At 25.1% G+C, this 25,543-nt stretch carries 20 protein-coding genes; 3 read left to right on the top strand and 17 right to left on the bottom strand.

The annotated features are described in order from the left end of the window. Positions 1 to 60 precede the first annotated feature (60 nt). Positions 61 to 1,449 carry a class II fumarate hydratase gene (gene fumC, locus B9N70_RS00630; protein ID WP_085113884.1) on the top strand — a complete coding sequence of 463 codons (1,389 nt, stop codon included), beginning with the start codon at positions 61 to 63 and terminating at the stop codon, positions 1,447 to 1,449. Here fumC and B9N70_RS00625 read toward each other — a convergent pair. Beyond that, positions 1,436 to 2,932: an AsmA family protein gene (locus B9N70_RS00625; protein WP_085113883.1), complete on the bottom strand. Its 1,497-nt coding sequence runs from the start codon at positions 2,930 to 2,932 to the stop codon at positions 1,436 to 1,438. The genes fumC and B9N70_RS00625 overlap by 14 nt on opposite strands. A 29-nt stretch (positions 2,933 to 2,961) precedes the next feature. Here B9N70_RS00625 and B9N70_RS00620 point away from each other — a divergent pair, with 29 nt between their 5' ends. Continuing rightward, positions 2,962 to 5,001 (top strand): ATP-dependent helicase, encoded by a 2,040-nt coding sequence (locus tag B9N70_RS00620; RefSeq protein WP_085113882.1) that lies wholly within the window; start codon positions 2,962 to 2,964, stop codon positions 4,999 to 5,001. After that, positions 4,998 to 6,689 (top strand): aminopeptidase P family protein, encoded by a 1,692-nt coding sequence (locus tag B9N70_RS00615; protein WP_085113881.1) that lies wholly within the window; start codon positions 4,998 to 5,000, stop codon positions 6,687 to 6,689. Before B9N70_RS00620 ends, B9N70_RS00615 begins: the two co-directional genes overlap by 4 nt. Here B9N70_RS00615 and ligA read toward each other — a convergent pair. The 16 genes from ligA to rsmH form a co-directional block, all read right to left on the bottom strand. Further along, positions 6,672 to 8,702, bottom strand: coding sequence for an NAD-dependent DNA ligase LigA (ligA, locus tag B9N70_RS00610; protein WP_085113880.1), 2,031 nt, complete (start codon positions 8,700 to 8,702; stop codon positions 6,672 to 6,674). The genes B9N70_RS00615 and ligA overlap by 18 nt on opposite strands. Position 8,703: 1 nt before the next feature. Then, positions 8,704 to 9,540 carry an outer membrane protein assembly factor BamD gene (locus B9N70_RS00605; protein WP_085113879.1) on the bottom strand — a complete coding sequence of 279 codons (837 nt, stop codon included), beginning with the start codon at positions 9,538 to 9,540 and terminating at the stop codon, positions 8,704 to 8,706. Between the two features lie 49 nt (positions 9,541 to 9,589). Then, positions 9,590 to 10,510 carry a UDP-3-O-acyl-N-acetylglucosamine deacetylase gene (gene lpxC / locus B9N70_RS00600; protein WP_085113878.1) on the bottom strand — a complete coding sequence of 307 codons (921 nt, stop codon included), beginning with the start codon at positions 10,508 to 10,510 and terminating at the stop codon, positions 9,590 to 9,592. A 63-nt stretch (positions 10,511 to 10,573) separates the two neighbouring features. After that, positions 10,574 to 11,272, bottom strand: coding sequence for a hypothetical protein (locus B9N70_RS00595; RefSeq protein WP_085113877.1), 699 nt, complete (start codon positions 11,270 to 11,272; stop codon positions 10,574 to 10,576). Further along, the gene (locus B9N70_RS00590; protein ID WP_172819932.1) at positions 11,265 to 11,939 is read right to left on the bottom strand and encodes a cell division protein FtsQ/DivIB; all 675 of its coding nucleotides are present in this window, start codon (positions 11,937 to 11,939) and stop codon (positions 11,265 to 11,267) included. The genes B9N70_RS00595 and B9N70_RS00590 overlap by 8 nt, the downstream gene beginning before the upstream one ends. Next, positions 11,920 to 12,834: a D-alanine--D-alanine ligase gene (locus B9N70_RS00585; protein WP_085113875.1), complete on the bottom strand. Its 915-nt coding sequence runs from the start codon at positions 12,832 to 12,834 to the stop codon at positions 11,920 to 11,922. Before B9N70_RS00585 ends, B9N70_RS00590 begins: the two co-directional genes overlap by 20 nt. Beyond that, on the bottom strand, positions 12,831 to 13,742 hold the full coding sequence (murB, locus tag B9N70_RS00580; RefSeq protein WP_085113874.1) for a UDP-N-acetylmuramate dehydrogenase: 912 nt from the start codon (positions 13,740 to 13,742) through the stop codon (positions 12,831 to 12,833). Before murB ends, B9N70_RS00585 begins: the two co-directional genes overlap by 4 nt. Continuing rightward, positions 13,739 to 15,136, bottom strand: coding sequence for a UDP-N-acetylmuramate--L-alanine ligase (gene murC / locus B9N70_RS00575; protein WP_085113873.1), 1,398 nt, complete (start codon positions 15,134 to 15,136; stop codon positions 13,739 to 13,741). Before murC ends, murB begins: the two co-directional genes overlap by 4 nt. Then, positions 15,126 to 16,190 carry a UDP-N-acetylglucosamine--N-acetylmuramyl-(pentapeptide) pyrophosphoryl-undecaprenol N-acetylglucosamine transferase gene (locus B9N70_RS00570; RefSeq protein ID WP_231909403.1) on the bottom strand — a complete coding sequence of 355 codons (1,065 nt, stop codon included), beginning with the start codon at positions 16,188 to 16,190 and terminating at the stop codon, positions 15,126 to 15,128. Before B9N70_RS00570 ends, murC begins: the two co-directional genes overlap by 11 nt. A 2-nt stretch (positions 16,191 to 16,192) precedes the next feature. After that, positions 16,193 to 17,320: an FtsW/RodA/SpoVE family cell cycle protein gene (locus tag B9N70_RS00565; RefSeq protein WP_085113871.1), complete on the bottom strand. Its 1,128-nt coding sequence runs from the start codon at positions 17,318 to 17,320 to the stop codon at positions 16,193 to 16,195. After that, positions 17,317 to 18,609: a UDP-N-acetylmuramoyl-L-alanine--D-glutamate ligase gene (gene murD, locus B9N70_RS00560; RefSeq protein WP_085113870.1), complete on the bottom strand. Its 1,293-nt coding sequence runs from the start codon at positions 18,607 to 18,609 to the stop codon at positions 17,317 to 17,319. Before murD ends, B9N70_RS00565 begins: the two co-directional genes overlap by 4 nt. Continuing rightward, the gene (gene mraY / locus B9N70_RS00555) at positions 18,609 to 19,694 is read right to left on the bottom strand and encodes a phospho-N-acetylmuramoyl-pentapeptide-transferase (protein WP_085113869.1); all 1,086 of its coding nucleotides are present in this window, start codon (positions 19,692 to 19,694) and stop codon (positions 18,609 to 18,611) included. Before mraY ends, murD begins: the two co-directional genes overlap by 1 nt. Further along, positions 19,684 to 22,545, bottom strand: coding sequence for a UDP-N-acetylmuramoyl-L-alanyl-D-glutamate--2,6-diaminopimelate ligase (locus tag B9N70_RS00550; protein WP_085113868.1), 2,862 nt, complete (start codon positions 22,543 to 22,545; stop codon positions 19,684 to 19,686). Before B9N70_RS00550 ends, mraY begins: the two co-directional genes overlap by 11 nt. 2 nt (positions 22,546 to 22,547) lie before the next feature. Further along, complete coding sequence (locus tag B9N70_RS00545; protein ID WP_085113867.1) at positions 22,548 to 24,230, bottom strand: peptidoglycan D,D-transpeptidase FtsI family protein; 1,683 nt, start codon at positions 24,228 to 24,230, stop codon at positions 22,548 to 22,550. Further along, positions 24,227 to 24,535: a hypothetical protein gene (locus B9N70_RS00540; RefSeq protein ID WP_085113866.1), complete on the bottom strand. Its 309-nt coding sequence runs from the start codon at positions 24,533 to 24,535 to the stop codon at positions 24,227 to 24,229. The genes B9N70_RS00545 and B9N70_RS00540 overlap by 4 nt, the downstream gene beginning before the upstream one ends. Continuing rightward, positions 24,532 to 25,542, bottom strand: a complete 1,011-nt coding sequence (gene rsmH / locus B9N70_RS00535; RefSeq protein ID WP_085113865.1) for a 16S rRNA (cytosine(1402)-N(4))-methyltransferase RsmH — start codon at positions 25,540 to 25,542, stop codon at positions 24,532 to 24,534. Before rsmH ends, B9N70_RS00540 begins: the two co-directional genes overlap by 4 nt. Position 25,543 lies beyond the last annotated feature (1 nt).

Here is a 25,543-nt window from a genome sequence, read left to right as displayed (position 1 = left end):
CTATTGGTTTTTTGAAGTTTAATGTATATTAATAATTATTAATTATTTAGAAATTAATCAATGAAACAAAGAAAAGAATTTGATAGCATTGGATCAATTAATGTCCCTAATGATAAATACTGGGGAGCTTCAACTCAAAGATCAAATAAGTTTTTTAATATTGGTAAGATTTTAGTCAATATCTCAATAATTAAATCTATAGCAATAATCAAAAGATCGGCAGCTATAGTTCATTCAAAAGATAGACAAATAAATAATAAAATTACAAAAGCTATTATCAAAGCTTCAGATGAAGTTATAAAAGGAAAACTTGATGATAATTTCCCCTTAAAAGTTTGGCAAACTGGTTCGGGCACTCAAACTAATATGAATGTCAACGAAGTAATTGCTAATAGAGCCATTGAAATTTTGGGTGGTAAAAAAGGGGCTAAAAAACCTGTGCATCCAAATGATCATGTTAATAAATCACAATCTACTAATGATGTATTTCCAACAGCAATGCACATTTCAGTTGCTACTGAAACATTAAAAAAACTGTTGCCTAATTTAAAGATTTTAGAAAAAGAGTTAAAAAAAAAATCAATTGAATTTAGGAATATAATTAAAATAGGAAGAACACATTTGCAAGATGCCACCCCTCTTTCTTTAGGACAAGAGTTTTCTGGATATCATTCACAATTGAAAAAATCTATTCATCGAATTGAAATTACTTTAAAAGAAATTTTTTATTTAGCACAAGGTGGAACTGCTGTTGGCACAGGTATTAATTCAAGAAAAAATTTTGACAAAAAAATAGTAAGTGAAATAAAAAAATTTACTAAAATTCCATTTAAACCTGCTGAAAATAAATTTTCAGAGCTTGCAGCACATGATGCTATTGTTAACTTTTCAGGTTCTTTAAATACTTGCGCAGTTGCTTTAATGAAAATTTCAAATGATATTAGGTTTTTAGGATCTGGACCAAGAGCAGGATATGGAGAATTAATTTTACCTGAAAATGAACCAGGTTCATCAATTATGCCTGGCAAGGTTAACCCTACTCAATGTGAAGCTGTAACAATGGTTTGTGCACAAGTAATTGGCAATCATAGTGGTATAACAATTGCTGGAAGTCATGGTCATTTTGAACTGAATGTTTTTAAACCAATGATTGCACATAATATACTCCAGTCTATTGATCTCATTGCTGATAGTACAAAAAATTTCGCTTTATATTGTGTTAAAGGAATTAAGGCTGATAAAAAAAGAATACAAAGCCACCTAGATAATTCTTTAATGTTAGTAACCGCTTTAGCTCCTCACATCGGATATGATAATGCAGCTAAAATAGCAAAAACAGCTCTAAAAAATGGCACCACTCTAAAAAAAGAAGCACTAAAAACAGGGTTAATAAACGAAAAGGATTACAAAAAAATTGTTGATCCAAAGAAAATGATTAGTCCAAGCTAAGTATTTCAAAAAAATCTCTAACTTTATTTCTAAACACTATTTTATTAAAAATATTTTGTTTATCTAAATTAAATCGACTCAAATACTCATCATGCATTTTTTTTTCGACTCCAACAATTTTTAATTCATTCAGCGTAAATGTTTCGTCATCAAAATTGAAAACAAAATTTGAATTAATTTGACTGATATTTTTTCTATAATTTCTTACAATTTGAAAATGATTATAAAAACTCTGGATATCATTAAAATCTATGGAAAGATCACCAATAAATTTTAATTTATTTTCCTCAATAATAACATTAACACTTTTAAAATTAAAAATTGTATTGTCTCTAAAAATAAAAATTAAATTTGAAATTAATATTTCACCTTCTTCCAAAAGGATATCAAATTTAACTGAATCAATGTGTGTAAGATCATTAAAACCGTCAATTTGAATATCTAATTTACCATTAAGATTTTTATTATTAAAAATTTCAGTTTTTAACAAGTTTACTAAAATTGAATTTTTATTAAATAAATCTTTTAAATTAATATTTTCGACTTTTAAACTTGATGAAAGAAAAAATGGTTTAATATTTACTTTACCTTCTATTTGTTGGTCCTCAAAATTAAAAATAACATTATTATTTTTTATACTATAAATAATTAAATTATTTTTGTTAATAAACTTTAAATCAATGAAACCTTGTATGTCTTTATCTTTATATTTTAAATTATTTTCAATGTTAATTCCTAATTTATCAATTTCGATTTCATTGAAAAAATTTCTATTTAGAATATCATGAGATATCTTTAAATTTATAGGTAAATTAAAGGTATCTAATTTTGCATTTAATTCATTTAATAAATTTTCTTGATTAAAATAATCAATTGTTTTTGAATTAGAAAAAAAAATTACTTCATTATTTTGATCCAAATAAAATAATTGGTTCTTTATAAATCTTAATTCATGATTAAAATTTTTATTACTTAACAAATCTATAAAAAATTTAAAATTTGAACTACTTATTCTAAAATCAGTTTTTAAAAAAAATAATTTATCTATTTTAATCAAATCAAACTTAAAGTTATTTTTATTTGATATATAAAATCTAGCTTTTTGTGAATTTGAAATAATTTGAGACCCTGATTCTATTTTGACATCTTCTGTTAGAAAATGAGGTTTTGGAAATAAAGAGTATTCTAACTCTTTATCAAATTTAATGTTTAAATTATACTTTTCTAATATTTGATTTTTTATCTGATTTTTGATTTCATTTTTGTCATAAAAGGCTGGTAATAAAAAATATATAAATACTCCAAAAACAATTATTATTGATGGTATAAATAATTTTTTATCTAGATATTTATTCCAAAAATTAAAAAATTTTTTTTTGGTTAATTTTATGTCTTTAATTAAGTTAAAAAAACTTTCTATTCTGTTGTTAATTGATAATAATAATTTTGAGATTTTTTTGATAAAAATATTTTTTTTAAACATTAGGTAGTTCTTATAAATAAATAAATAAAATGGTAAACGCAGATTATCTTAAAAACCTGAATGAAGCTCAAACAGAGGCTGTTACTTATTTAGACGGACCCTTATTAATAGTAGCTGGCGCTGGATCCGGTAAAACGAAGGTTTTAACAAGCAGGATAGCTCACATTATAAAAGAAAAAAAAGCATACCCTAATCAAATTTTAGCTGTCACCTTTACTAATAAAGCTGCTAAAGAAATGCAAACAAGGGTAAGCTCAATACTTGGAGCAAGTGCAACTGGATTGTCTTGGTTGGGTACTTTTCACTCAATATGTGCTAAATTATTAAGAAAGCACGCAAGTGCAGTAAATCTAAATTCAAATTTCACTATTATAGATTCAGATGATCAAATAAGATTAGTTAAAAATATCTGTAAAGCCGAAAACATAGATATCAAACAACTGGCTCCAAGATATATTCTTTCAATAATTGGCAGATGGAAGAACAAAGGACAATATCCTAGTGAGGTAATTATTAATAACAAAGATATTTATGAAAAAACTATATTACCAGTTTACAAAATTTATCAGCAGAAACTTACAGATCTAAATGCCTGTGATTTTGATGACCTGATTTTACATGTTGTTAAAATTCTTGAAAATAATAGAGATATCAGAGAAATATATTCCAGAAATTTTAAATATATTTTAGTAGATGAATATCAAGATACAAATTACATACAAAGTAGATGGCTAAATTTATTAGCTGAAAAAAATAATAATCTATGTTGTGTTGGAGATGACGATCAATCAATTTACAGTTGGCGTGGAGCAGAAATAAAAAATTTCTTAGAATTTGATCAAATTTATGAAAACACAAAAGTAATCAGACTAGAACAAAATTATAGATCTACACAAAATATCTTATCAGTTGCTTCTCATCTAATATCTAACAATGAAAATCGAGTTGGTAAAACATTAAAAACGACAATGGAAGAAGGTGATTTAATAAATTTAAATTGTTATAAAAATGGTAAAGATGAAGCAATTGGTGTTTCAGATGAAATTGAAAAAATTAAAAAGAAATATTCACTCAATAATGTTGCTATTCTTGTAAGAGCTATATTTCAAACAAGGGAATTTGAAGAAAGATTTTTAAAAATTGGATTACCATATAGAATTTTAGGAGGAACAAAATTTTATGAAAGAGCAGAAATTAAAGATTGTGTTGCTTATTTAAGAATAGTTTACCAGCATAGAGATGATTTGGCTTTTGAAAGGATTGTGAATAATCCAAAAAGATCTATTGGAGATAACACAATTAAACAAATACATGAATTTGCTAAAAAAGAATCTACCAACCTTGAATTTGCATCGAGAAAAATGATTGAGCTAAACTTGATAAAGCCAAAAACTAAGATGGGACTTTCGATATTTTTAAACTCTCTTTCAAAATGGAGAAATGATTTAGAAATAAAAAAAATTAACCATGTAAAGTTGTTACAAATAATTTTAGATGAGTCTGGTTATTCTGCAATGTTGAAAAATAAAAAAGATGTTGAAAATGAAAATCGTCTTGAAAATATAAAAGAATTACTAAGTGCAATGAAGGAATTTGATAATCTTGAAAGTTTTTTAGAGCATGTTTCTCTTGCAACTGCAATTGATCAGGACTGGGAAGGTCAAAAAGTAAATATGATGACTATGCATGCAGCAAAAGGACTTGAATTTGATGTTGTTTTTCTTCCTGGATGGGAAGAAGGTTTATTTCCGCACCAAAAATCTATTGAGGAAAAGGGGCAAAACGGACTAGAAGAAGAAAGAAGACTTGCCTACGTTGGAATTACTAGAGCTAAAAAAAAAGCACTAATATCTTTTTCAATGAATAGATTTTATCAAGGTGACTGGATCGACAGCATGGCATCAAGATTTATTGATGAATTACCAAGTGATTATTTGGAAAAAAATTCTGTTTTTGAAGAAGATAAAAATGAAATTGAAGACTTTGAATTTAATCAAGATTTTGAAATTGACAGTGAAGATAGTGTCAGAAGTCCTGGTTGGATAAGATATCAAAAAAAAATTAAATGAAAAATTTAATAACAAGGCTTAGAAAATTATTTAATACACATGGCATAGACGGATATATCATCCCAAAAAATGATGAATTTTTTTCTGAACATGCCAATAAAGATAGATTAAAAAAAATTACAAATTTTACTGGCTCAGCTGGATATGCACTAATATTAAAAAATAGGAATTTTTTGTTTGTAGATAGCAGATATACAATACAGGCGAAAATTGAGAGTGGAAAAAAATTTGAAATTTTCAGTTATGAAAAAGTATTTGATTTTAAGAAAATAAAAGATCTTATAATTGGTTTAGACCCTAATTTATTTACTAGTGAACAAATTAAAAAAATTTTTCCAAAGAAAAATATTAAAGTAATTAAAGAAAATCTTATAGATAAAATTACAAAACATAAAAAATTAAAAATTAATAAATTTTATTTACTAAATGAAAAAATAACTGGTCAAAGCCATTTAACAAAAATTAATTACATAACTAGATTTTTAAAAAAAAATAAATTTGATCATATTTTCATTTCTGCCCCAGAAAATGTAGCCTGGTTATTAAATATTAGAGGCAAAGATAGTCCAACTAGCCCTATTCCAAATTCACATTTACTAATAAGTCAAAATGGAAAAAAAATTCTGATAGCTCCAAAAATAAAATTGAAAAATTTAATTAAAAAAAGATTAATAAAGGCTGATGAAATAGTAGAGCCAAAAGAGTACTATAAAATTAATAAAAGATTATCAGGTTCAAGAATCTTATTAGATATAAAATCTTGTTCATTAAAGTTTGAAGAATTTTTTTCAAAAAAATTAAAAGTTTTTAAAAAAAATGATCCAATTTATTATCTAAAATCAATCAAGAATAAGGTTGAAATCGATAATACTATTAAAGCACATGTTCAAGATGGTGTGGCGTTAACGAAATTTTTATTTTGGATAAAAAATAAAAATAAAAAAAAGATAACCGAAGTTGATGCGCAAAATAAGTTAGAAACATTTAGAAAAAAAAATAAAAATTATGTGTTTCCAAGTTTTAATACAATTGCTGGTGCTGGTCCAAACGCTGCTATTGTTCATTATAGAGCTAAAAAAAATCATACCAGAGTAATTAAGCCTAAAGATATATTTTTATGTGACTCTGGTGGGCAATATAATTATGGAACAACAGATGTCACAAGAACTATTTGTTTTTCAAAACAAAATTCAAAAGTGAAAAATATTTTTACTGATGTGCTTAAAGGACATATAACTGTAGCAACTACTAACCTTAATAAAATTAATGTTGGAAAAAAAATTGATATTAATGCGAGGAAATTCTTAAAAAATAAAGGTCTAGACTACGGACATGGCACAGGACATGGTGTAGGTTATTTCTTAAATGTTCACGAAGGCCCTCAAGGAATTTCTAAATATAATTCAATTAAAATAAAACCAGGCATGATAATAAGTAACGAACCAGGGTATTATAAAGAAAAAAAATTTGGAATAAGAATTGAAAACTTAGTTTATGCTAAAAAAGTTGGTAAAAATTTTTATTTTGAAAATCTGACACTTGCTCCTATCGAAAAAGATCTAATTAATTTTGGTCAATTAACTCAAAAAGAAAAAAATTATCTTTTTAAATATCACATGGAAGTTTATTCAAAAATTTCACCTTACTTAAACATTCAAGAAAAGAAATGGTTAGCCAGTCAAATTTAACATTTTTAACCATTCCGATTGATTAATAATTTTTACTTTAAATTCTTTTGCACTTTCAATTTTTCTTTTTGTAGGTTTTTCACCAACTATAAGATAGTCTAATTTTTTAGAGACATTGCTGACTACATTTCCTGAATTTTTTTCAATTAATGCTTTGGCTTCTGCTCTACTCATTTTTTCAAGCTTACCTGTTAGAAGAAATGTTTGCCCCTTTAATACTCCATTTTCATCAATACTATTGAAATCTTCAATATAAATTAGATTAAATAAAGATTTAACAATTTGAGAATTGGTATAATTAGCAAAAAAATCTTTGATTGATTTAATTTGAGTTTCTCCAATACCATCTAAATTTTTTAATTCTTCAATTTTTTTTTTGTTTAATAATGTTAAAAAATTTTTTGATTTTTTTAAGTTTTTTGCAATCAATTTTGCCCCTTCAAAACCAATATGTCTAATACCCAATGAATATATAAATCTTTCAAATGAGATATTTTTTTTTTGATCAATTGAATATTTTAAATTGTTCATTGACTGCTTTCCCCAACCATCTAGGTTTTCAATTTTTTTGTAATCAAGTTTAAATATATCGTAAGGATATCTAATTAAATTTAGTTGCCAAAATTTTTCTACAATCTTTTTGCCTAGACCATCAATATTGAAAGCCTCCTTTGATACAAAATGTTTTATTTTTTCAATTGAAACTTTTTCACATTCATATCCTTCACTAGAGCATCGTCTAACTGCGTCCGTTTTCTTTGTTGTCTTATTAAATTCTTTAATTGTAATCGAACCACAAGAGGGGCACTTTTTTGGAAAAACAAATTTTTTTGAATTACCTGGTCTTTTTTTTAAGTCTACAGAAATGATATGAGGAATTACATCTCCTGCTCTCTCAACTAACACGGTATCGTTAACTCTTATGTCTTTTCTGATAATTTCATCCTCATTATGCAATGTTGCATTAGAAACAATAACACCTCCTATATTAATTGGTTTTATTTTGGCTACAGGAGTTAATGCACCTGTTCTTCCAATTTGAATTTCAATATCTAATATGTTGGAAACTCCTTTAAATGCTGAAAATTTATGTGCTATTGCCCATCTAGGTGAATTTGCAACATAGCCAAGTCTTTTCTGTAATTTAAAATCATTAACCTTATAAACTATACCATCAATATCAAATGTAAGTTCATTTCTTTTCTCTTCTATATGTTTATAATTTTTTAATAAGTCTGTGATGTTATTAAATGTTTTATTAAGATGATTGGTTTTAAATCCCCATTTTTTTAAACTATCTAAAAACTCTTCTTGAGAATTTACTTTTAAACCTTTTTCATATCCAAATGTATATGCAATGAACTTTAAAGGAATTTTTTTTGTCTCTGTTGAATCTTTCTGTCTTAACGAACCAGATGCAGCATTTCTTGGATTACTAAATTTATCAGATAAATTTTTGAAATCATTATTTTGAATAAAAACTTCTCCTCTAATATCAATTTCGTCTGGGAAAGTAGGGTCTTTAATATTTTTTGGTATATCAATAATAGTCTTAAGATTTTCAGTAATATCTTCCCCCTCTTTTCCATCTCCCCTTGAGAGACCAGTCACAAACTGTCTATTTTTATAAATTAAAGATGCAGATATTCCGTCAATTTTAGGTTCAGCACTTATATCTATAATCTGAGAACTATCTAATTCCAAATAATTTTGAATTTTTTTATAAAAATTTTCCAAATCTTCTTTTGAAAATGCATTTGAGAGCGAAAGCATTGGGACTTTATGTTTAATTTTTTCAAAATTTCTTGAAGGTTTGTATCCTACTGTTTTTGAGGGAGAATTTTTGTGATCTAAAAAATCATACTGATTTTCTAATTCTAGGATTTCTTTTTTTAATTGATCAAATTCAAAGTCTGGTACTATTGTCTTATTGAGTTGATAATAACTTTTGTTTAGCTCATTAATCCTGCTAATCTTATGATTATAGTCTGCTAAAATTTTTTTTTTATCCACCTTATTTAAAAATAGATTTAAATCTTTTTATTAATTTACTATCTTTATCCTTTTTTATTTCTCTATTTCTAATTTCATAATTCTTATCAAATAAACTATATGATTGCTCATACCATCTGGACGATTGGTAATTATAACCTAATAATTTGGCATATTTTTCTGCCTCTTCATTTAAACCCAAAAGATAATGTACTTCTACAAGTCTGTGTAATGCCTCTTCCGCATAAATTGTTGTATCATATTCATCAATAACAGTTCTAAATCTATTTATTGCAGCAATCCATTTTTTTTTTTCTAAATAATATCTTCCTAAATAAATTTCTTTAGATGCAATAATATCGTTAATTAAATCTATCTTAAAATCTGCATCAAGTGCATATTCAGAATTTTGGTAGTTATTCTTGATTAGTATAAAATATTTTTTTGCCTGAATAATTGATTGTAAATCTTTTTTTTCATCTACAATTTGTTCATAATAACAAATTGCCAATAGATAATATGCATAGTCTAAATTTTTATGAGTCGAATATACTTTAATGAAACGTTCTAATTCTGCTATGGCGTCTGAATAATAATCTTGTACATAGTAAGAATATGCTGCCATTAAGGAAGATTTTGGAGCCCACTCTGATTGAGGGTATAAGATTTCAGCCTCATTGAATTTTTTTGCTGCAAAAATAACATCCCCTTTTTCTAAAGCCTCTATTCCCTCACTATAGGCCTCATATAATTGTGAATTTAAATCCTTTTCTTTAATAATTGAAACTTGTTTTTCATTCTTTGAACAAGCTGTATTTAAAATAAAGATTAAAATAAGGATAAGTTTAAAACCAAACATTACAGTTTTATACAGTTTAAAATTAGAATTATAAAGTTGAATTTATTTATTAAGCTATAGACTTCAATAAACTTTTATTAATCAACGTGTGGGGTAAATTTCTTTCTTGAATTTCTATTATAGAAAAGTTTTTATTATCTGAGAAAACTTTTCTCAAAATTTGATTAGTCAAATAATGACCTCCTTGAGAACACTCTACATTTCCAATAATTCTATAACCACATGTATAAAGGTCTCCTATACAATCTAATATTTTATGATTTACAAATTCCTTGTTATTTCTTAATCCTTCCTTGTTTAGGATTTCATTCTCTTTTACAACTATTGCATTATCTAAACTACCGCCTTTAGCTAAACCTTTTTTTTTAATAAATTCTATATCTTCATATAAACAAAATGTTCGAGAATTATAAATTTCAACTAAGTCATCCTCATAAACATTAATTTTATTTTTTTGGTTTCCAATAATTTGATTTTCGTATTTAAGCTCAAATTTTATGTCTAAACTTACTTTTGAAGGCTCTATAGAGATAAATCTATCACCTTCACTATACTCAACCTTTTTAAGAATTTTGATTATTTTAATTGGTTGATTAGAAACTTCAAATCCAGAAAGCAAAATTTTTTCTATAAATTCTTTCGCTGAACCATCTAAAATAGGAACCTCTTCATTGTCTATTTCAATTAAAGCATTATCAATGCCAAGTCCAAATAATGCACCCATTAAATGTTCTATAGTAGAAACTTTAACTCCAAATTCATTTGATATAGTGGTATTTAAAGAGGTATTTGTAACGTTATTAAAATTTGGATAAACTAAATTATTGTTTTGTAAATCAATTCTTTTAAAGATTATTCCAGCATTAGGCTCTAAACTCTTGATACATAAATTTACAATTTTGCCACTATGTAAACCAACACCTTGAAATTTTACTGGTTTTTTGATTGTTTTTTGGTTTAGTAATGACACGCCCTTATATAGTATTTTGAAACATTTAGAGGAAAACAAGAAATGTTACATTAAAATACAAATTTAGTTAAAAAACTTAAAAAATTTTTCAAAAAAACCATGATTAATAGGTTTTTTAGTAATCCAAAAAACTTCATTTTTAACTTCACCACTTAGAATTTTGTTTGCTATAATAACAACATCATCTGTATGGTTTTCAATAAACTGTCTCAAATGATTAACTAACATAATTTTTTTAACCGAAATTTGATAATTTGAACATAGTTTCTTAATAAATTGTACTGTTTTATTTTTTAAACATTTAAAATTAACTTCTAAAGTTAAACTATCTGAAGCTTCTTTAAAAAATAGAAAATCTTTCTCCTCATCATCAACTAGTAGTCTACTAATCATCATATGAATTACTTTTTGGTCATTGCTATATTTAGTAAATTGATACTTCAAAGTACTTAATAGGTCATTTATTTTTTGCCCATTAATTTTTTCACTTTGAACTTTATATTTAGCAGAAAGATTAACGCTCAAATTCTCATCTGTATCAATAATTATATAAATTTCTTTTATGAAATTCTTTAAACTTTTTTCTAACTCAATAAGATTATGATTAAAAAAATTTGTAAGTTCCTCTAATAAATTATCTGGATTATTTTTTAAAGTATAATTTCTTGTTAATGAAATTTTATTATTATAATTGAGACATTTAAAAATAATTTCATCTTTATTCAAAATAATAAAATATTTATTATTTAGATTCTTATTCATAGGTGATGATTTGATTTTTTTGTCGAAAATCTAAAGTTTTTAGATTTTTAAATCTTTCGTCCTCAATAATTTTAAAAATCTTATCTAATATATTAACATCAAGTTTAGATGGTAAGCGAATAATCAAACCATCTTTAAATTTAATATCCCATCTGTTTGATTTAAAATAATATAAACTTTCAATTCTACTTAATTCAATTTTAGAATTTTTTAAAATTTCTTTTATTTTTAAAAAATTATTAATATCCATGCTACCAAAAACAAAGGGTAAATCATTTAATTGATCATCTGTTTTCCTTATAAATTTTCCATTTGATCCTATCAAATAATCATCATTATTAATTTTGGTTATTCCTAAAAAATTCGTTCTAGTAAGATTAATGTTAATAGTTGATGGATATCTTTTAAAGACACGAAACTGCTCAACAAGATTGTTTGAATTTATTTTTTTAGTTATTTCAAAATCATCTAAATAAAAAATATTTTTTTTCTCATTATTCTTAATATTATTATATAAACTTAAATTCTCCTCATTTTTTAATCCTGAAACATTTATTTGATTAATCTTAAAAAATTCTAAATTTATATACTTTAAATTATTAACTGATGTTAAAATTATTAATAAGAAAAAACAAATTAGTATTTTTCTACTTATTGATTGATGCATCATCTAACAACTGCTCAATTAATTTAATAAAACTTATCCCCTTATAAGCACATATTTCTGGCACCAAAGAAAGTTTGGTCATTCCTGGTTGTGTATTAATTTCTAAAAGATAGAATTTATTTTTGAATAGTTTGAAATCTGATCTAGTTACACCTCTACAACCTATTAGATTGTGTGCCTTTAATGAAATATTCAAAAGCGTATTTAATTGTTGTTTGCTAATATTTACTGGAATTATATGTTCTGTTTTTGCTTTAGAGTTGTACTTTGCTTCATAATCGTAAAATTTTCTTTTTGGTTTTAATTCAATTGCGCCTAATTTTTTTTTACTTAAAACAGCCGCTTGTATCTCTCTTCCAGCTATAAATTCCTCAATTAAAATTTTCTTATAGTTTTCAAGTAACTTAATTTTTTTCTTAAAATTCAATTTGTTGCATATAAAAACATCTACACTTGAGCCTTCAGCAATGGGTTTAATTACCACTGGAAATCCAAATTTTTTTTGTATTTCGTTTCGCAACAACGAATAAGATCTATCAAAATTAAATTTTAAATATCTTGGAGTTAAAATTTTATTTTTTATAAATAATTTTTTTGACACTTCTTTATCCATTGCCTTTGCTGAAGCTTCAACTCCAGAATGAGTATAAGGAATTCCAATATTTTCTAAAATTGTTTGAAAATAACCGTCTTCTCCAAACTGTCCATGCAGAGCATTAAATATCTTATTTGGTCTAAATTTTTTAATGATTTTATATATCTCATGATCTGGTTCACAAACTTTAACTATATATCCATTTTTTTTTAATTCTCTGGCTACTTGTATTCCAGTCTGAATACTTATTTCACGTTCCTTAGAGAATCCTCCAGAGATAACTAATATTTTTGTTTTCAATTTTCTAAAATTTTTATTTCTTTTTCTAATTGAATTCCTGTTTTACTGAATACACTTTTTTCCACAAAATTAATTAAATTTTTCATATCTACAAATGTAGCATTACCTTTATTAATAAAAAAATTTGAATGTTTTTCTGAAATACAAGCATCACCAAATTTTAAATCACTAGCAACTGATTCTTTTATCAACTGCCAAGCTTTTTTAGATGTCTTATCAATTGGATTTTTAAAAGTACTTCCGCTAGTTTTGATTTTTGTAGGTTGATTTAATTCCTTTTTATTTTTTAAATTAAACATATTCTCTTTTATTTGCTCATGATTCATTTTTATACCTTTGAAAGATGCACTTAAAAAAATTAGATCCTCTGATAAATTATTACCCCTATATTCAAATTTAATTTCTTTGGCTGGTATTGTGATGATATTTCCTTTTCTATCTAAAGCTTGTACTGAAATTAATATATCTTTAATTTCTTTTCCGAAACAACCAGCATTCATTTTAATAGCACCACCAACTGTGCCTGGTATGCAAAATAGAAACTCAAACCCACTCAAACTATTATCTGCTGCAAATTCAGATAATTTTTTATCATTCACACCTGTACCTGAGATAATCACATCTGAATTAAGAATAGATAACCTATTAAAATTTTTACCAAGTTTAATAACTACTCCATCAAAGATTTCATCTGTAATTAATGTATTTGATCCTGCACCTATTAGGTAAATTTTTTCTTTGTTATTTAGAATTTTCAAGAATTTTACAAGATCTTTAAGATCGTTTGCTTTGAAAAAAACTTTTGCCTTACCGCCAATGTTAAACCAAGTTTTTTTTTTTAAATCTGCATCGTATATGACATTTTCTTCAAACTCTTGAAGTATCTTTTTCAATTCATTAATTTTCATCTAATTAACTTTGGCAAATCTCTAATCCAGGAAGAAATAGATCCTGCACCCATCCCTACAATTAATTTTTTTCCGTACATACTATTTTTTAAATATTTCGCTAATTCAATTTTATTTTCAATCATTAATAATTTAATTTTAGAGTTTTTAATTAATAATTTCGCAAAACTCTCATAACTAAAACCTAATTTAATTTTTTCACCAGCAGTATAAATTGGACACAGAATAACAGTGTCAGCATCTTTAAATGCTGAAGAAAATTCTTTTTTCAAATCTTTTAGTCTTGATATTCTATGTGGTTGAAAAACACATATTTTTTCATGTGTGTGAAAAACTTTTTTGATACCCTCTAAGACAACTTTTATTTCTGTTGGGTGATGTGCATAATCATCATAAACATCAATATTATTATAAGTAAAAATCTTATTAAATCTTCTCTCAACACCTTTAAAATTTTTCAGACCTCTTTTAATATTTTTTACAGGAATACCAAGAGACAATGCTACTCCAATTGCTCCAACTGAGTTTCGTATATTATGAATTCCCAATAAAGGTATCTTTATGTTTTTAATTATCTGACTTTTTTCATTTGAAAAATTAATATTAATATCAAATTGAGAATAAAATTTATTTTGTTTTATGTTTATAATTCTTAAATCAGAGTCATTTTTTTGGCCGTATGTATAATAATTCTTATTTTTTAAAGATTTAATTAACTCATTGTTAATTTTATCATCACTACAAATAAATGATTTACCAAATGATGGGACCTTATTTACAAATCTTGAGAAATAATCTTTTAGTTCATACATAGATCTATAAAAATCCATATGCTCACGATCAATATTAGTAATAATTGCATATGTTGGCGAGATATGGATGAAGCTTCCATCCGACTCATCCGCTTCCAAAATAGACCAATCACTTGTTCCAAGTTTTGCTGAATTTTTTATGGCATTTATAACTCCGCCATTAATTATTGTAGGATCGATTTTTGTTTCTTGAAATATAGTTGCTAGGAGTGATGTTGTTGTTGTCTTGCCGTGAGAACCTACCACTACGATATTTTTCATGAGAGAAACTAAATTAGCCAACATTTCACCTCTTTTAATAATTGGGATATTTCTTCTTTTAGCTTCTATAAATTCAGGATTATCTTTTTTGATTGCTGAAGAAACAACTGCTATCGTAGCTTTTTTTAAATTTTTTTTTGACTGACCCAAAAAAAATTTAATTTTCTCTTTTTTTAATCTTTCTATATTTTTATTAATATTTATATCACTTCCTTGTACTTTAAAGCCTTGGCTATTCATTATTAAAGATAGGCCGCTCATTCCTATTCCACCAATTCCAATAAAATGAATGATTTCTTTTTTTGCAATTTTAATTTTCATTAATAGCTCTTACTAATTTCTTGTTTATATCAGACCAAGAATTATTGTAATTTAATTTTTCTAAATTTGATTTTTTATCAACTAATTCTGATTTATTATTCAATAAATTTAAAAGAAATTCTAATAATTTATCGTGAGAAAGTGTTTTTTGATCTAAGACCCAACAACATCCTTTTCCTAGATAAAAATTAGCATTTTCTAATTGGTGATCGTCTTTTGCTGAAGGAAGTGGTATTGCTATAAAAGGTTTATTTAATAAGGACATTTCTGCAAGCGATGAGGCTCCTGCTCTTGTAATACATAAATCAGAAAAATTAATTATTTGGTGAAATTTTTTCTCAAAATCAAAAATTTGATTTTCAATATTTTTATCATCATAAAATTTTTTAAGATTATCAATATTTTCTTTGCTTGTTTGCTGGATAATTTTTATGGAAAATTTTTTTGCAATATCAAAAATTACGTCTTTTATTAATTCATCAAAAATTTTTGCACCTTGGCTACCACCTACAATTAAAAAACAAAATTTATTATTTAAGTTTTTATCTGCTCTTAAATCATAAAAACTTTTTGAAACGAGAGGTTTAATCAATTCAATTTTATGAATATGTTTTTTTGGAAAATTATAAATATTATCTGAATAGCATAATATCTTTTTTGCAAAATTTAAAAAAAATCTATTACCTCTCCCTAAAACCATATTTGGTTCTATCAAAATAATTATTAATCCTAAAATTTTTGAGGCGATAATGACGGGTAAAGACATGTATCCGCCTATAGAAATTACTTTATCTATTTTTTCTTTTTTTAAAAAAAAAATTGATTTCGCAATTAGATAAATTAGCTTTATCAAATTAATTGGGAAAAAAATATTAAATCTAATTTTTGGTGTATTTATAATTTCTATTTTATAATTTTCAGATGAGAAAAATTTAAACCCTCTTAAATCAGTTGAAAAAAAAATATCAAAATCATTACTTAAATGCTCATAAATAATTTTCGCAGGAATAACATGACCCCCTGAGCCACCAGTTGTAATAAGAATTTTCCTCACTATTAGATTTCAACTTTTCTTTTTGTCAAATTTAAGATTATCCCTGAAAGTAAAGAAACACTAATAATTGACGATCCTCCATAACTTAAAAATGGCAATGTCATACCTGTAGTGGGAAAAAGACGAATATTTACACCAATGTGTATCATTGCTTGAAATAGTATTAAGCTAATAGACCCTACAAGTATCAATTTAACTTTATTATCGTTTATTTTCTCTACTTTCTTAAACACTGAAAAAACAAAAGTTAGAAATAAAATTAGTATCATTATAATAGCTATTATCCCAAATTCCTCAGAAATTACTGAAATTATATAGTCGGTATGAGCCTCTGGAACTCGATTTTTAAGAGTACCCTCTCCAATACCTTTCCCAAAAAAACCACCACTTGTTATTGAGTCGATAGCTTTGTCAGATTGAAAGTTATAAGAGCCAGTTTCTTTGTCAAAAAAAGAAAATATTCTATTTTTTATATATAAAAATTTTGGAACATAAAAAACAAGATATAACAAAGATGACAAACCAACTATTGACAACAAACTTAATGTTAGAAGATTAATACCAGAAATAAATATTAACAATATCCAGCTAGTTGCAATCAACAATGTTTGCCCTAAGTCCGGCTGTATAATTAATAAAATTGCAATTGAGGAAGTGATCAAAAAAGTAGCAAAAAACTTAAGAGTAAAGTTTGAAATTTTTTTATTTGAAATAATTAATCCCATAATTATTATAAAAAATGGCTTAACAAATTCAATAGGTTGTATTCTTGGTAAAATAAAAAGATCTAACCATCTTTTAGACCCTTTTACATTAACTCCAATTAGTGGGACAAGTATTAAAAGTATAAGAGAAAAAAAGAAAATATAAATTGAAATTCTGAATAAACTGTCTTGATCTAAATAAGAGAATATAAAAATTATTAATAATCCTAAAAAAACAAAAATTAAATGTTTAAAAAAAAAGAAATAGCTGTTTGTATTCAATTTATCTGAAGCAATTAACGAAGTGGATACTAATGAAAAAAATAATCCAGTTATAAAAAGAGTTATAACAATTGAAAGAATAAATTTGTCTAAATTTTTCCACCACTGATAAAAGTAAAAAAAACTAAAAAATTTACTGATCATAAATATTTTTTTATCAGTTTATTGAAATATTTACCTCGTTCTTCAAAGTTGTTAAAACTATCAAATGAAGCTGCTGAAGGGCTAAATAAGATAATTTTTTTTGGACTATCATCATTTTTCATATCTTGAAACACTGCATCTAATGCTTTTGACAAATTAATAAATTTTTTTAATTTAATTTTATTTTTTAGATCATTTACAAATTTACTATAATTTTTTCCAAAGATGTATCCTTTGATATTTTGATAAAATTTTTTAGATAATTTAAACTGATCTCCTTTTTTAGGAATTCCTCCAATAAGCCAATAAATTTGATTTTTACTTTTTAACATTTCTATTGATGCGGAATAACTAGTGGATTTAGAGTCGTTTATAACTAAAATATTTTTCTTATTAAAAACGATTTGTTGACGGTAATCTAAACCTTTAAACTTATTTACTGCATTAATTAAATTTGTCTTTTTAATTTTAAAAATTTTAGCTAATTTAATAACAAAGCTCAAATTTTCTTTATTTGAATTTGATAAAAAATATTGATTATCAAATAAATTGATTAACTCTTTATCTATTTCATTATTAACCTTTATAATTTTTCCATTAATTTTTTTTTTCTTCAATACAGATTGAATTAAAGGATTATTTTTTGGAACAAGTCCTATAGAATTTTTATCTTGGTTTTTAAAAAGTTTAAATTTTGCCGAAATATAATTTTTTAGATTTCGATGTCGCTCTAAATGATCAGGAGAAATATTTGTTATTATTGAATATTTTGATTTAAACAGCTTGCTATATTCTAATTGATAAGAAGAGGCTTCAATTACAAAAATTGATGTTTTTTTTATCTTTTTAGCTGATAAAATTGGGTACCCAATATTACCAACAAGTTTGACATCAAATTTTTGACTTTTAAGTACATCAAAAAGTAATTTACAAGTAGTGGATTTACCGTTTGTGCCTGTGACAGTGATACAGGTATTTTTATTAAATGAATAAAAAATATCAAAATCTGTATAAATAATTCCTAAATTTATAAGTAAAAACTTTTTTAGTTTACATTTATTAATATCAATACCTGGGCTTAATATAATTGAATCAAATTTAATCTTATCTATTTTTTTTTGTGAAATAATATTTTTTTTAACATTACTTGATAAATTATTTTTTAGATAATCATCAAATAAAAAAACTTCATTATATCTCTTTAAAAAATTAAAAGTTGAAATACCACTTTTACCTAAACCATATATTAAAATTTTTTTATTTTTAAAGATATTCGAGTTATTACTCATTATCTCAACTTAAGAGTAGCCAATCCAATTAATGCTAATATTATTGAAATGATCCAAAATCTAATTACAACAGTTGACTCTGGCCATCCTTTTTTTTCATAATGATGATGTATTGGTGCCATCCTGAAAACTCTTTTTCCTGTTAATTTAAAAGAAACAACTTGGACTATAACTGAAACAGCTTCTAAAACAAAAAGACCACCTGTAATTGCTAAAACTATTTCATGTTTTGTTATAATTCCTATTGCGCCCAATGAACCACCTAAAGATAATGAACCTGTATCACCCATAAAAATTTTTGCTGGTGGTGCGTTAAACCATAAAAATCCTAAACACGAACCAATTATTGCTCCACAAAAAATAGAAATTTCACCAGTACCCTCAATGTAAGTTATTTGTAAATATTCAGAAAAAATTATATTACCAGCTACATAACTTATAAAAGCAAAACAAGCTGCAACTAAGATAACTGGAACAGTTGCAAGTCCATCTAGCCCATCAGTTAAATTTACTGCATTAGAAGCTCCAACTATTATAAAAACTGAAAATGGAATAAAAAACCAACCAAGATTAATAACTAAATCTTTAAAAAAAGGAAAATATAAATTGGTTAACTCTTGATGGTTCAAATAGTATGTCAAAAAACTTATCCCAATCACAGATAAAATAATTTGACTAAAAAATTTAAATTTAAATGAGATACCTGATGAATTTTGATTAGTAATCTTTTTATAATCATCTAAGGCACCCAGTAACCCCAGAGAGATTAAGATATACAACAAAAATAAAATATAAATATTGGTCAAATCTGACCACATAAGTATTGAAACAATTATACCCATTAATATAACTAATCCACCCATCGTAGGTGTACCTATTTTTTTTACAATGTGATCTGCAGGACCGTCTTCTCTAATTGGGTTAACAATTTTTTTTTTCGAAACCATTTTAATAAATGGTCCGCCAATAATTAACACTAATATTAATGACGTAAAAACTGCTAAACCAGTTCTAAATGTGATATATTTAAAAACGTTTAAAAAACTAAATATATCTACAAATTCTAGTAAAAAATTATAAACCATAACGATTATCTTGCTTTAATAATTGGGTTTTTTTGTACAGGCCAGTGGAATTAGATCCTTTAATCATTAAATAATCCTCTGAATTTACTATTTTTTTAATAAAATTTTCAAAATCGATAAGATTTTCTAATATTAAACCTTTCTTATGTTTCACTACACCCCGGTAGGTGTCTTTAATATCTTTTCCATAAACATGAACTTTGTGAACATTCAATTTATTAATTAACTTTGATATTAATTTGTGGTGACTAGAGGAAATTTGACCAAGCTCCATCATATCTCCAAGCAAAACATGTTTTAAACTATTTTTTGAATAAACATTCGCAAAATTGATCAATGATGTTTTTAGAGATAATGGATTAGAATTATAACTTTCATCAATAAGATGAATAATTTTTTTATTAAATTTTAATTTAGATAAATCACCTCTTCCATCTGGTAATTGAAAATCTAAAAAAATTCTGTTTGAAATTTTTTCTAAATTAAAGAACAGACTAATTGCTGTTAATGTTGCTAATAAATTTTGAATATGATTTTTAGAATTGTTATTTGAGTAAAAAAATTTTTTTAATGATCCAATTTTAAAAAAAATTTTATACCTATTATTAATCATCAAAATTTTATCAAAGGTTGCATAGCATTTGTTATTTCTATTAAGACTAAATGCATAAATATTTAAATTTTTTTTCTTAGATTTATTTTTTAAAAAATCATAAAATTGATCATCTTTGTTTAGAATAACACTTCCATTATCAGTTATGTTATCAATTAATTCAGATTTTGCATTGGCAATACCCTTAATATTCTTAAAATTCTTAGAATGAGCATAGCTGATATTTGTAATAATTCCCAAGTTGGGTTTTAAAATTTTAGATAAATAATCTATTTCTCCTTTTCTATCCATTCCAATTTCAAATACTCCAAAATTTACATTTTGCTTTAAATTTAATAAACTTAATGGGACACCAAATTTATTATTGAATGATTGTGGTGAAAAATATGTTTTAGTAATTTTGGCTAAACTTTTACCAAGTAATTCTTTTAAAGTGGTTTTACCACAACTACCTGTAATTCCAATTATATATGAATTTATATTTTTCCTATAACCAGTTGCACACTCTGTTAAAAAATTAAGCGTATCATTTACTCTAATTTGTTTAGATAAAGGTATGGCTTTAACCAATCTATGAGTAATCATCAAAGATGATTTTTTTGTATAAGCATCATTAAGAAACTTGCTTCCATCATTTTTTTTTCCTTTAATTGCAAAAAAAATATCATCTTTTTTTAAATCTTTAGAATTAATTGATACTTTTTTAATTTTAAGTTTCTTAGGTAATATTTTTGTTTTTTCTTGAATTATATTTAACCTATAATCATTAAATAATTTTTTATTTTTATTTTTTATACAATTTGAAATTTCCTCTCGATCTGAAAAATAAAATTTCTTATCCTTGTATTCTTGAGTCTTTTCATGACCCTTGCCTGCTATAATTGCAATTTCACCACTTTGAAGATCGTTAATACATCTTGCAATTGCTGTTTTTCTACTTGAAATCTCAATTAATTTTTTCTTTTGTTTGATGCCTTTAATTATTTGATTTCTAATTGTCTTAGGATTTTCTCCTCTTGGGTTATCATCAGTTAAATAAACAATGTCTGCATATTTTGATGCAATTAAGCCCATTTTGGCTCTTTTGGTTTTATCTCTCTCACCACCACAACCAAAGACTAGTCTGATTTTTGAATATGGAAATTGCTCTTTGATGTTGGTTAAAACCGTTTTAAGTGCGTCAGGCGTGTGAGCATAATCTAAAATAACTTTGCTATTATCTTTTAACTTTCCAATATTTTCAAACCTACCTTCGGCAGGCTTAAGTTTAGGCATTAATTTTGCCATGGAAAATAAATTTATGCCACTTCTTTCTGCGGCCAACATGGCCATTAAAATATTTTTTATTTGTATTTTTCCAATTAAATTAATTTTAAATTTTATAATCTTATTTTTATTTTTTAATCTTAGGCTTAAAATTTGATGTTCATTATTATATCTATGAGAAAGTAATTCTAAATTAGAATTCCGACTGTAAACTGTTAGTAATTTTATATTTTTTTTCTCTACTATTTTCTTTAATAGCTTATATTGTGGAATTGCGCTATCGGTAATAATAACACCATTTTTTTTTATTAATTTTTTAAATAAATATAATTTTGAATTTTGATAATCGTGGATATTTTTATGATAATCCATGTGATCATGAGATAAATTTGTAAAAATACCGATATCAAAATTCAAGCCATCTAATCTATTTTGCTTTAAACCATGGCTTGAAGCCTCTAAAATTATATTATCAATCTTTTTTTTTAATAGATAATTTATAGTTTCTTTAAAACTGATGGGATCAGGAGTTGTATTACTTATTTCTTTATTTTTATTTTCAAATTGAACACCAATAGTTCCTATTGATGCAGTTTTTTTTTTATTTAAACTCAATATTTGATAATAGAAATCTGATACAGATGATTTTCCATTTGTGCCAGTCACTGCAACTAATTTTTTTGGTTTTTTTATTAAAAATTTATATGTTAATTCTGAAAGTAGTTTTCTTGGATTTTTACTTTTAATAAAAGTGATGTTTTTTTTATCTAACTTTATATTTTTTTCAGAAATTATAATTTTTGAACCTTTATTAATAGCATCATTGATATAATCATAGCCATCAAAATTATTTCCCTTAATTGCAAAAAAAATGAAATCTTTTTTAACTTTTCTGCTATCAAAGGCTATGCCAGAAAATTGTAGCTTAGAATATTTTTTTTCTATATTTTTTATATAATTTCCAAGATACATCTTTAATTAATTTCATTATATTTTGTGGCTAAAATAGGCCCAATCTTATCAATTATATGACCTGTAACTTCAACAGTAGTCCACCCAGCTGTATTTCTGGGACTTCCTTTTAATTTAAAATTTGAACCATCTCTATACTCGTAAATATAATTTTTATTGTTTTGAGACTCATCTAACATTACCGCTAAAACAAATTTTGGTTTAGAGGTTGGAAAAATTGATACAAATGTATTTACTTTTTTATTTGAATATGTTCCGTCAATAATTTTATTAGCTGTCCCTGTTTTGCCACCAATTTCATAGCCTTCTACGTTGGCTAATTTTGCTGTTCCGTCTTTGGTAGAAACTATTTTTCTTAAAATTGGTAATATTTTTTTAGCAACATTATCATCCAATATTTGTTTTTTCTCTATAACCTCTTCACCTTTTATAAGAGTAGGATTTACATTATAACCACCATTTGTAATGATTGAATATGCCTTAACAACTTGCAATAATGTAGTGGTTATACCATGTCCAAAAGATGCTGTGGCTAATGGACATTTTCCCCAGTTAAATTTTATTGGAACTCCCACTTCTTCTATGTCAAAATTAATTGATCCAGTTATTCCAATTTTTTGCAAAAAAGATCTAAATTTTTCTTCACCTATTGCCTGGCCAATTCGAACTGAGCCAATATTTCCAGAACGCACCAGAATTTGTTCAAGTGTTAAATTTGAAGGTATATCTTTATTATATTCACTGATTGGAAACCCAGCACACATTATTGACTTTGGCAAATTAATAAATTCACTTTCTGGTTCAAAAATTTTTTCATTAAATGCAGCTGCCATTGTGAAAGTTTTAAATACTGATCCAAATTCATAAACACCTTTAGTTGCTCTATTAATATAATTAACGTCTGTGATATTTTCTCGTAGATTTGGATCAAAATCTGGAACAGACACTAAGGATATAATTTCACCATTATTTACATCCATTAAAATAGCTGCACTTCCTTTAGTATCGAAAATTTGATTATATTTAAGTAATTCTTCCCTAATTAGAAATTGAATATTTTTGTCTAAAGTGAGTTGTATAATATCTTTATTTTTTTTTAATTTTTCATCTAATGATTTTTCAAGTCCTGAAATTCCATTATTATCATCATCAATTTGTCCAATAATATGGCTAAACAAATTTCTTTGGGGGTAAACTCTAGTAAGTTTTTCCTCAGGTTTAATAGATTTATCTCCCAGTAACATTAACTTTTCATAGTTTGCATCAGAGATTTTTTTTTCAAACCAAAAAAACTTATTGTTATTGAACTTTGATTTTATTAATTGATAATCTTTATTTGGAAAAATAATGCCTAAATTTAATAATAATTTCTTTTGATCAATTATTTCAACTGGGTTAATTCCAATATCAATAGAACTTACTGTTTTTGCTAAAAAATTACCATTTCTATCAACAATATCTGCTCTTTTTAACTTGTTATAAATTTTATTTTGACCACTATTTTCGTTATTAAATCCTCTAGATCCAAGATGAATTAAGTGAATAGAATAAATTATTGAGATAACAAAAAAAATAAAAAATATAAAAGCAATACGATTAAATTTTATATTAATTTTTTTGCCCTTTTGATCAAAATCAAATTGATCATCATTTTCATATATTACAAATCTATTTTGATTATTCATTTATTACCTAAGATTTTGAGCTCATCTGTAATTATTCCATTATCAGTAACTTTTAAGATTTTTAGGTCTGAAAGAGTTTTTTTTATAAGTGCATTTTCAAAATACAATTTTTGGTATTCAAGTAATTTTTCAGAAGAACTCAAGTAGTCAAACTCTAATTTAGAATCTTTAAATCTATCTTCTAAAAATAATAAATTTTCCTGAATTGAATAAATTTGTTCATCTAAATCTCGCGTTGAGTTTTTTATTAATGAGGTGCTAATTACTAAAGAAAGCATCAACCCAAAAATTAAAAACTTCGTCATAAAATTGACCCTAGGTTTTCAATTTCTATCAAATTGGAAAATTTATCCAGTATGTCTGTTTCTATTTCATAAGTTTCCTTATTTTTAATGACATATCTCAATTTAGCTGATCTAGAGGGTTGGTTTTCACTAATTTCTTGATCTGTTGGAATAATTGGTTTTTTATGAGGCATTAAAAAAAATAACTCTTTTTGATCAACCTTTGGCTCATATCTTGAAACACTTTTGTTCTCAGATAAACTTTTAAAAAAATATTTAACTATTTTGTCTTCTAATGAATGAAAAGTTACTACAGCTAAGACACCATCTTTTTTTAAAATCTTAACAGAATTTATCAAACCGTATATTAGTTCACTAATCTCTTTATTTACGAATATTCTTAAAGCTTGAAAAGATTTTGTTGCACTATGCACTTTAAAGTTTTTTTTTCTCTTTGATCTTTCAATGATATTTACAAGATCTTCAGTATTAATGTGTTTATTTTCCCTAAATTTAATAATATTTTTAGAAATTATTTTTGCATCTTTTTCATCACCAAAAAATTTTAAAATTTTTTCAATGTCTTCTTTGTTTAATTTATTGATTGCATCATTTGCAGAAAATTCATTAAGGCCCATCATCATATTGAGTTCTCCTAATGAATTAAATGATAGCCGTTTTTTTGGATCTTTTATTTGAGTTAAAGAATAACCTAAATCAAATATAATTCCTTTTATATTTTCATTCTTTAATTTTAAATTATTAAGCTTGCTGAATTTTAAGTTTTTGAAATTAAAACGATCTGGATATTTTTCTTCTATTTGATCAGCTTTTTTTTTGCTTTCGATATCTCTATCAAGTGCAAGTACTTTTGTGTTTTTATGTTTTAGAATTTCTTTTGAGTATCCACCTTGTCCAAAAGTACAATCAATAAATGTGCCACCATGTTGAGGGGTAATAACGCTAATAATTTCTTTTAGCAGTACTGGATAATGTTTTACATCATCAGATACTATGGTGGCTTCCATT

The organism is Candidatus Pelagibacter sp. HIMB1321 (genome assembly GCF_900177485.1).
Classification (GTDB): Bacteria; Pseudomonadota; Alphaproteobacteria; order Pelagibacterales; family Pelagibacteraceae; genus Pelagibacter.
The sequence above is the reverse complement of the archived record's forward strand: the minus strand, read 5'-3'. Positions and strand labels throughout refer to the sequence as shown.

Coding starts and splice junctions, on each gene's coding strand:
- B9N70_RS00595 (WP_085113877.1), bottom strand. CDS start 11,272: ATGAATAAGAATCTAAATAATAAATATTTTATTATTTTGAATAAAGAT.
- B9N70_RS00615 (WP_085113881.1), top strand. CDS start 4,998: ATGAAAAATTTAATAACAAGGCTTAGAAAATTATTTAATACACATGGC.
- rsmH (WP_085113865.1), bottom strand. CDS start 25,542: ATGGAAGCCACCATAGTATCTGATGATGTAAAACATTATCCAGTACTG.
- B9N70_RS00590 (WP_172819932.1), bottom strand. CDS start 11,939: ATGCATCAATCAATAAGTAGAAAAATACTAATTTGTTTTTTCTTATTA.
- B9N70_RS00605 (WP_085113879.1), bottom strand. CDS start 9,540: ATGTTTGGTTTTAAACTTATCCTTATTTTAATCTTTATTTTAAATACA.
- B9N70_RS00540 (WP_085113866.1), bottom strand. CDS start 24,535: ATGACGAAGTTTTTAATTTTTGGGTTGATGCTTTCTTTAGTAATTAGC.
- mraY (WP_085113869.1), bottom strand. CDS start 19,694: ATGGTTTATAATTTTTTACTAGAATTTGTAGATATATTTAGTTTTTTA.
- murB (WP_085113874.1), bottom strand. CDS start 13,742: ATGAAAATTAATGAATTGAAAAAGATACTTCAAGAGTTTGAAGAAAAT.
- fumC (WP_085113884.1), top strand. CDS start 61: ATGAAACAAAGAAAAGAATTTGATAGCATTGGATCAATTAATGTCCCT.
- B9N70_RS00565 (WP_085113871.1), bottom strand. CDS start 17,320: ATGATCAGTAAATTTTTTAGTTTTTTTTACTTTTATCAGTGGTGGAAA.
- B9N70_RS00625 (WP_085113883.1), bottom strand. CDS start 2,932: ATGTTTAAAAAAAATATTTTTATCAAAAAAATCTCAAAATTATTATTA.
- B9N70_RS00620 (WP_085113882.1), top strand. CDS start 2,962: ATGGTAAACGCAGATTATCTTAAAAACCTGAATGAAGCTCAAACAGAG.
- B9N70_RS00545 (WP_085113867.1), bottom strand. CDS start 24,230: ATGAATAATCAAAATAGATTTGTAATATATGAAAATGATGATCAATTT.
- B9N70_RS00550 (WP_085113868.1), bottom strand. CDS start 22,545: ATGTATCTTGGAAATTATATAAAAAATATAGAAAAAAAATATTCTAAG.
- murC (WP_085113873.1), bottom strand. CDS start 15,136: ATGAAAATTAAAATTGCAAAAAAAGAAATCATTCATTTTATTGGAATT.
- murD (WP_085113870.1), bottom strand. CDS start 18,609: ATGAGTAATAACTCGAATATCTTTAAAAATAAAAAAATTTTAATATAT.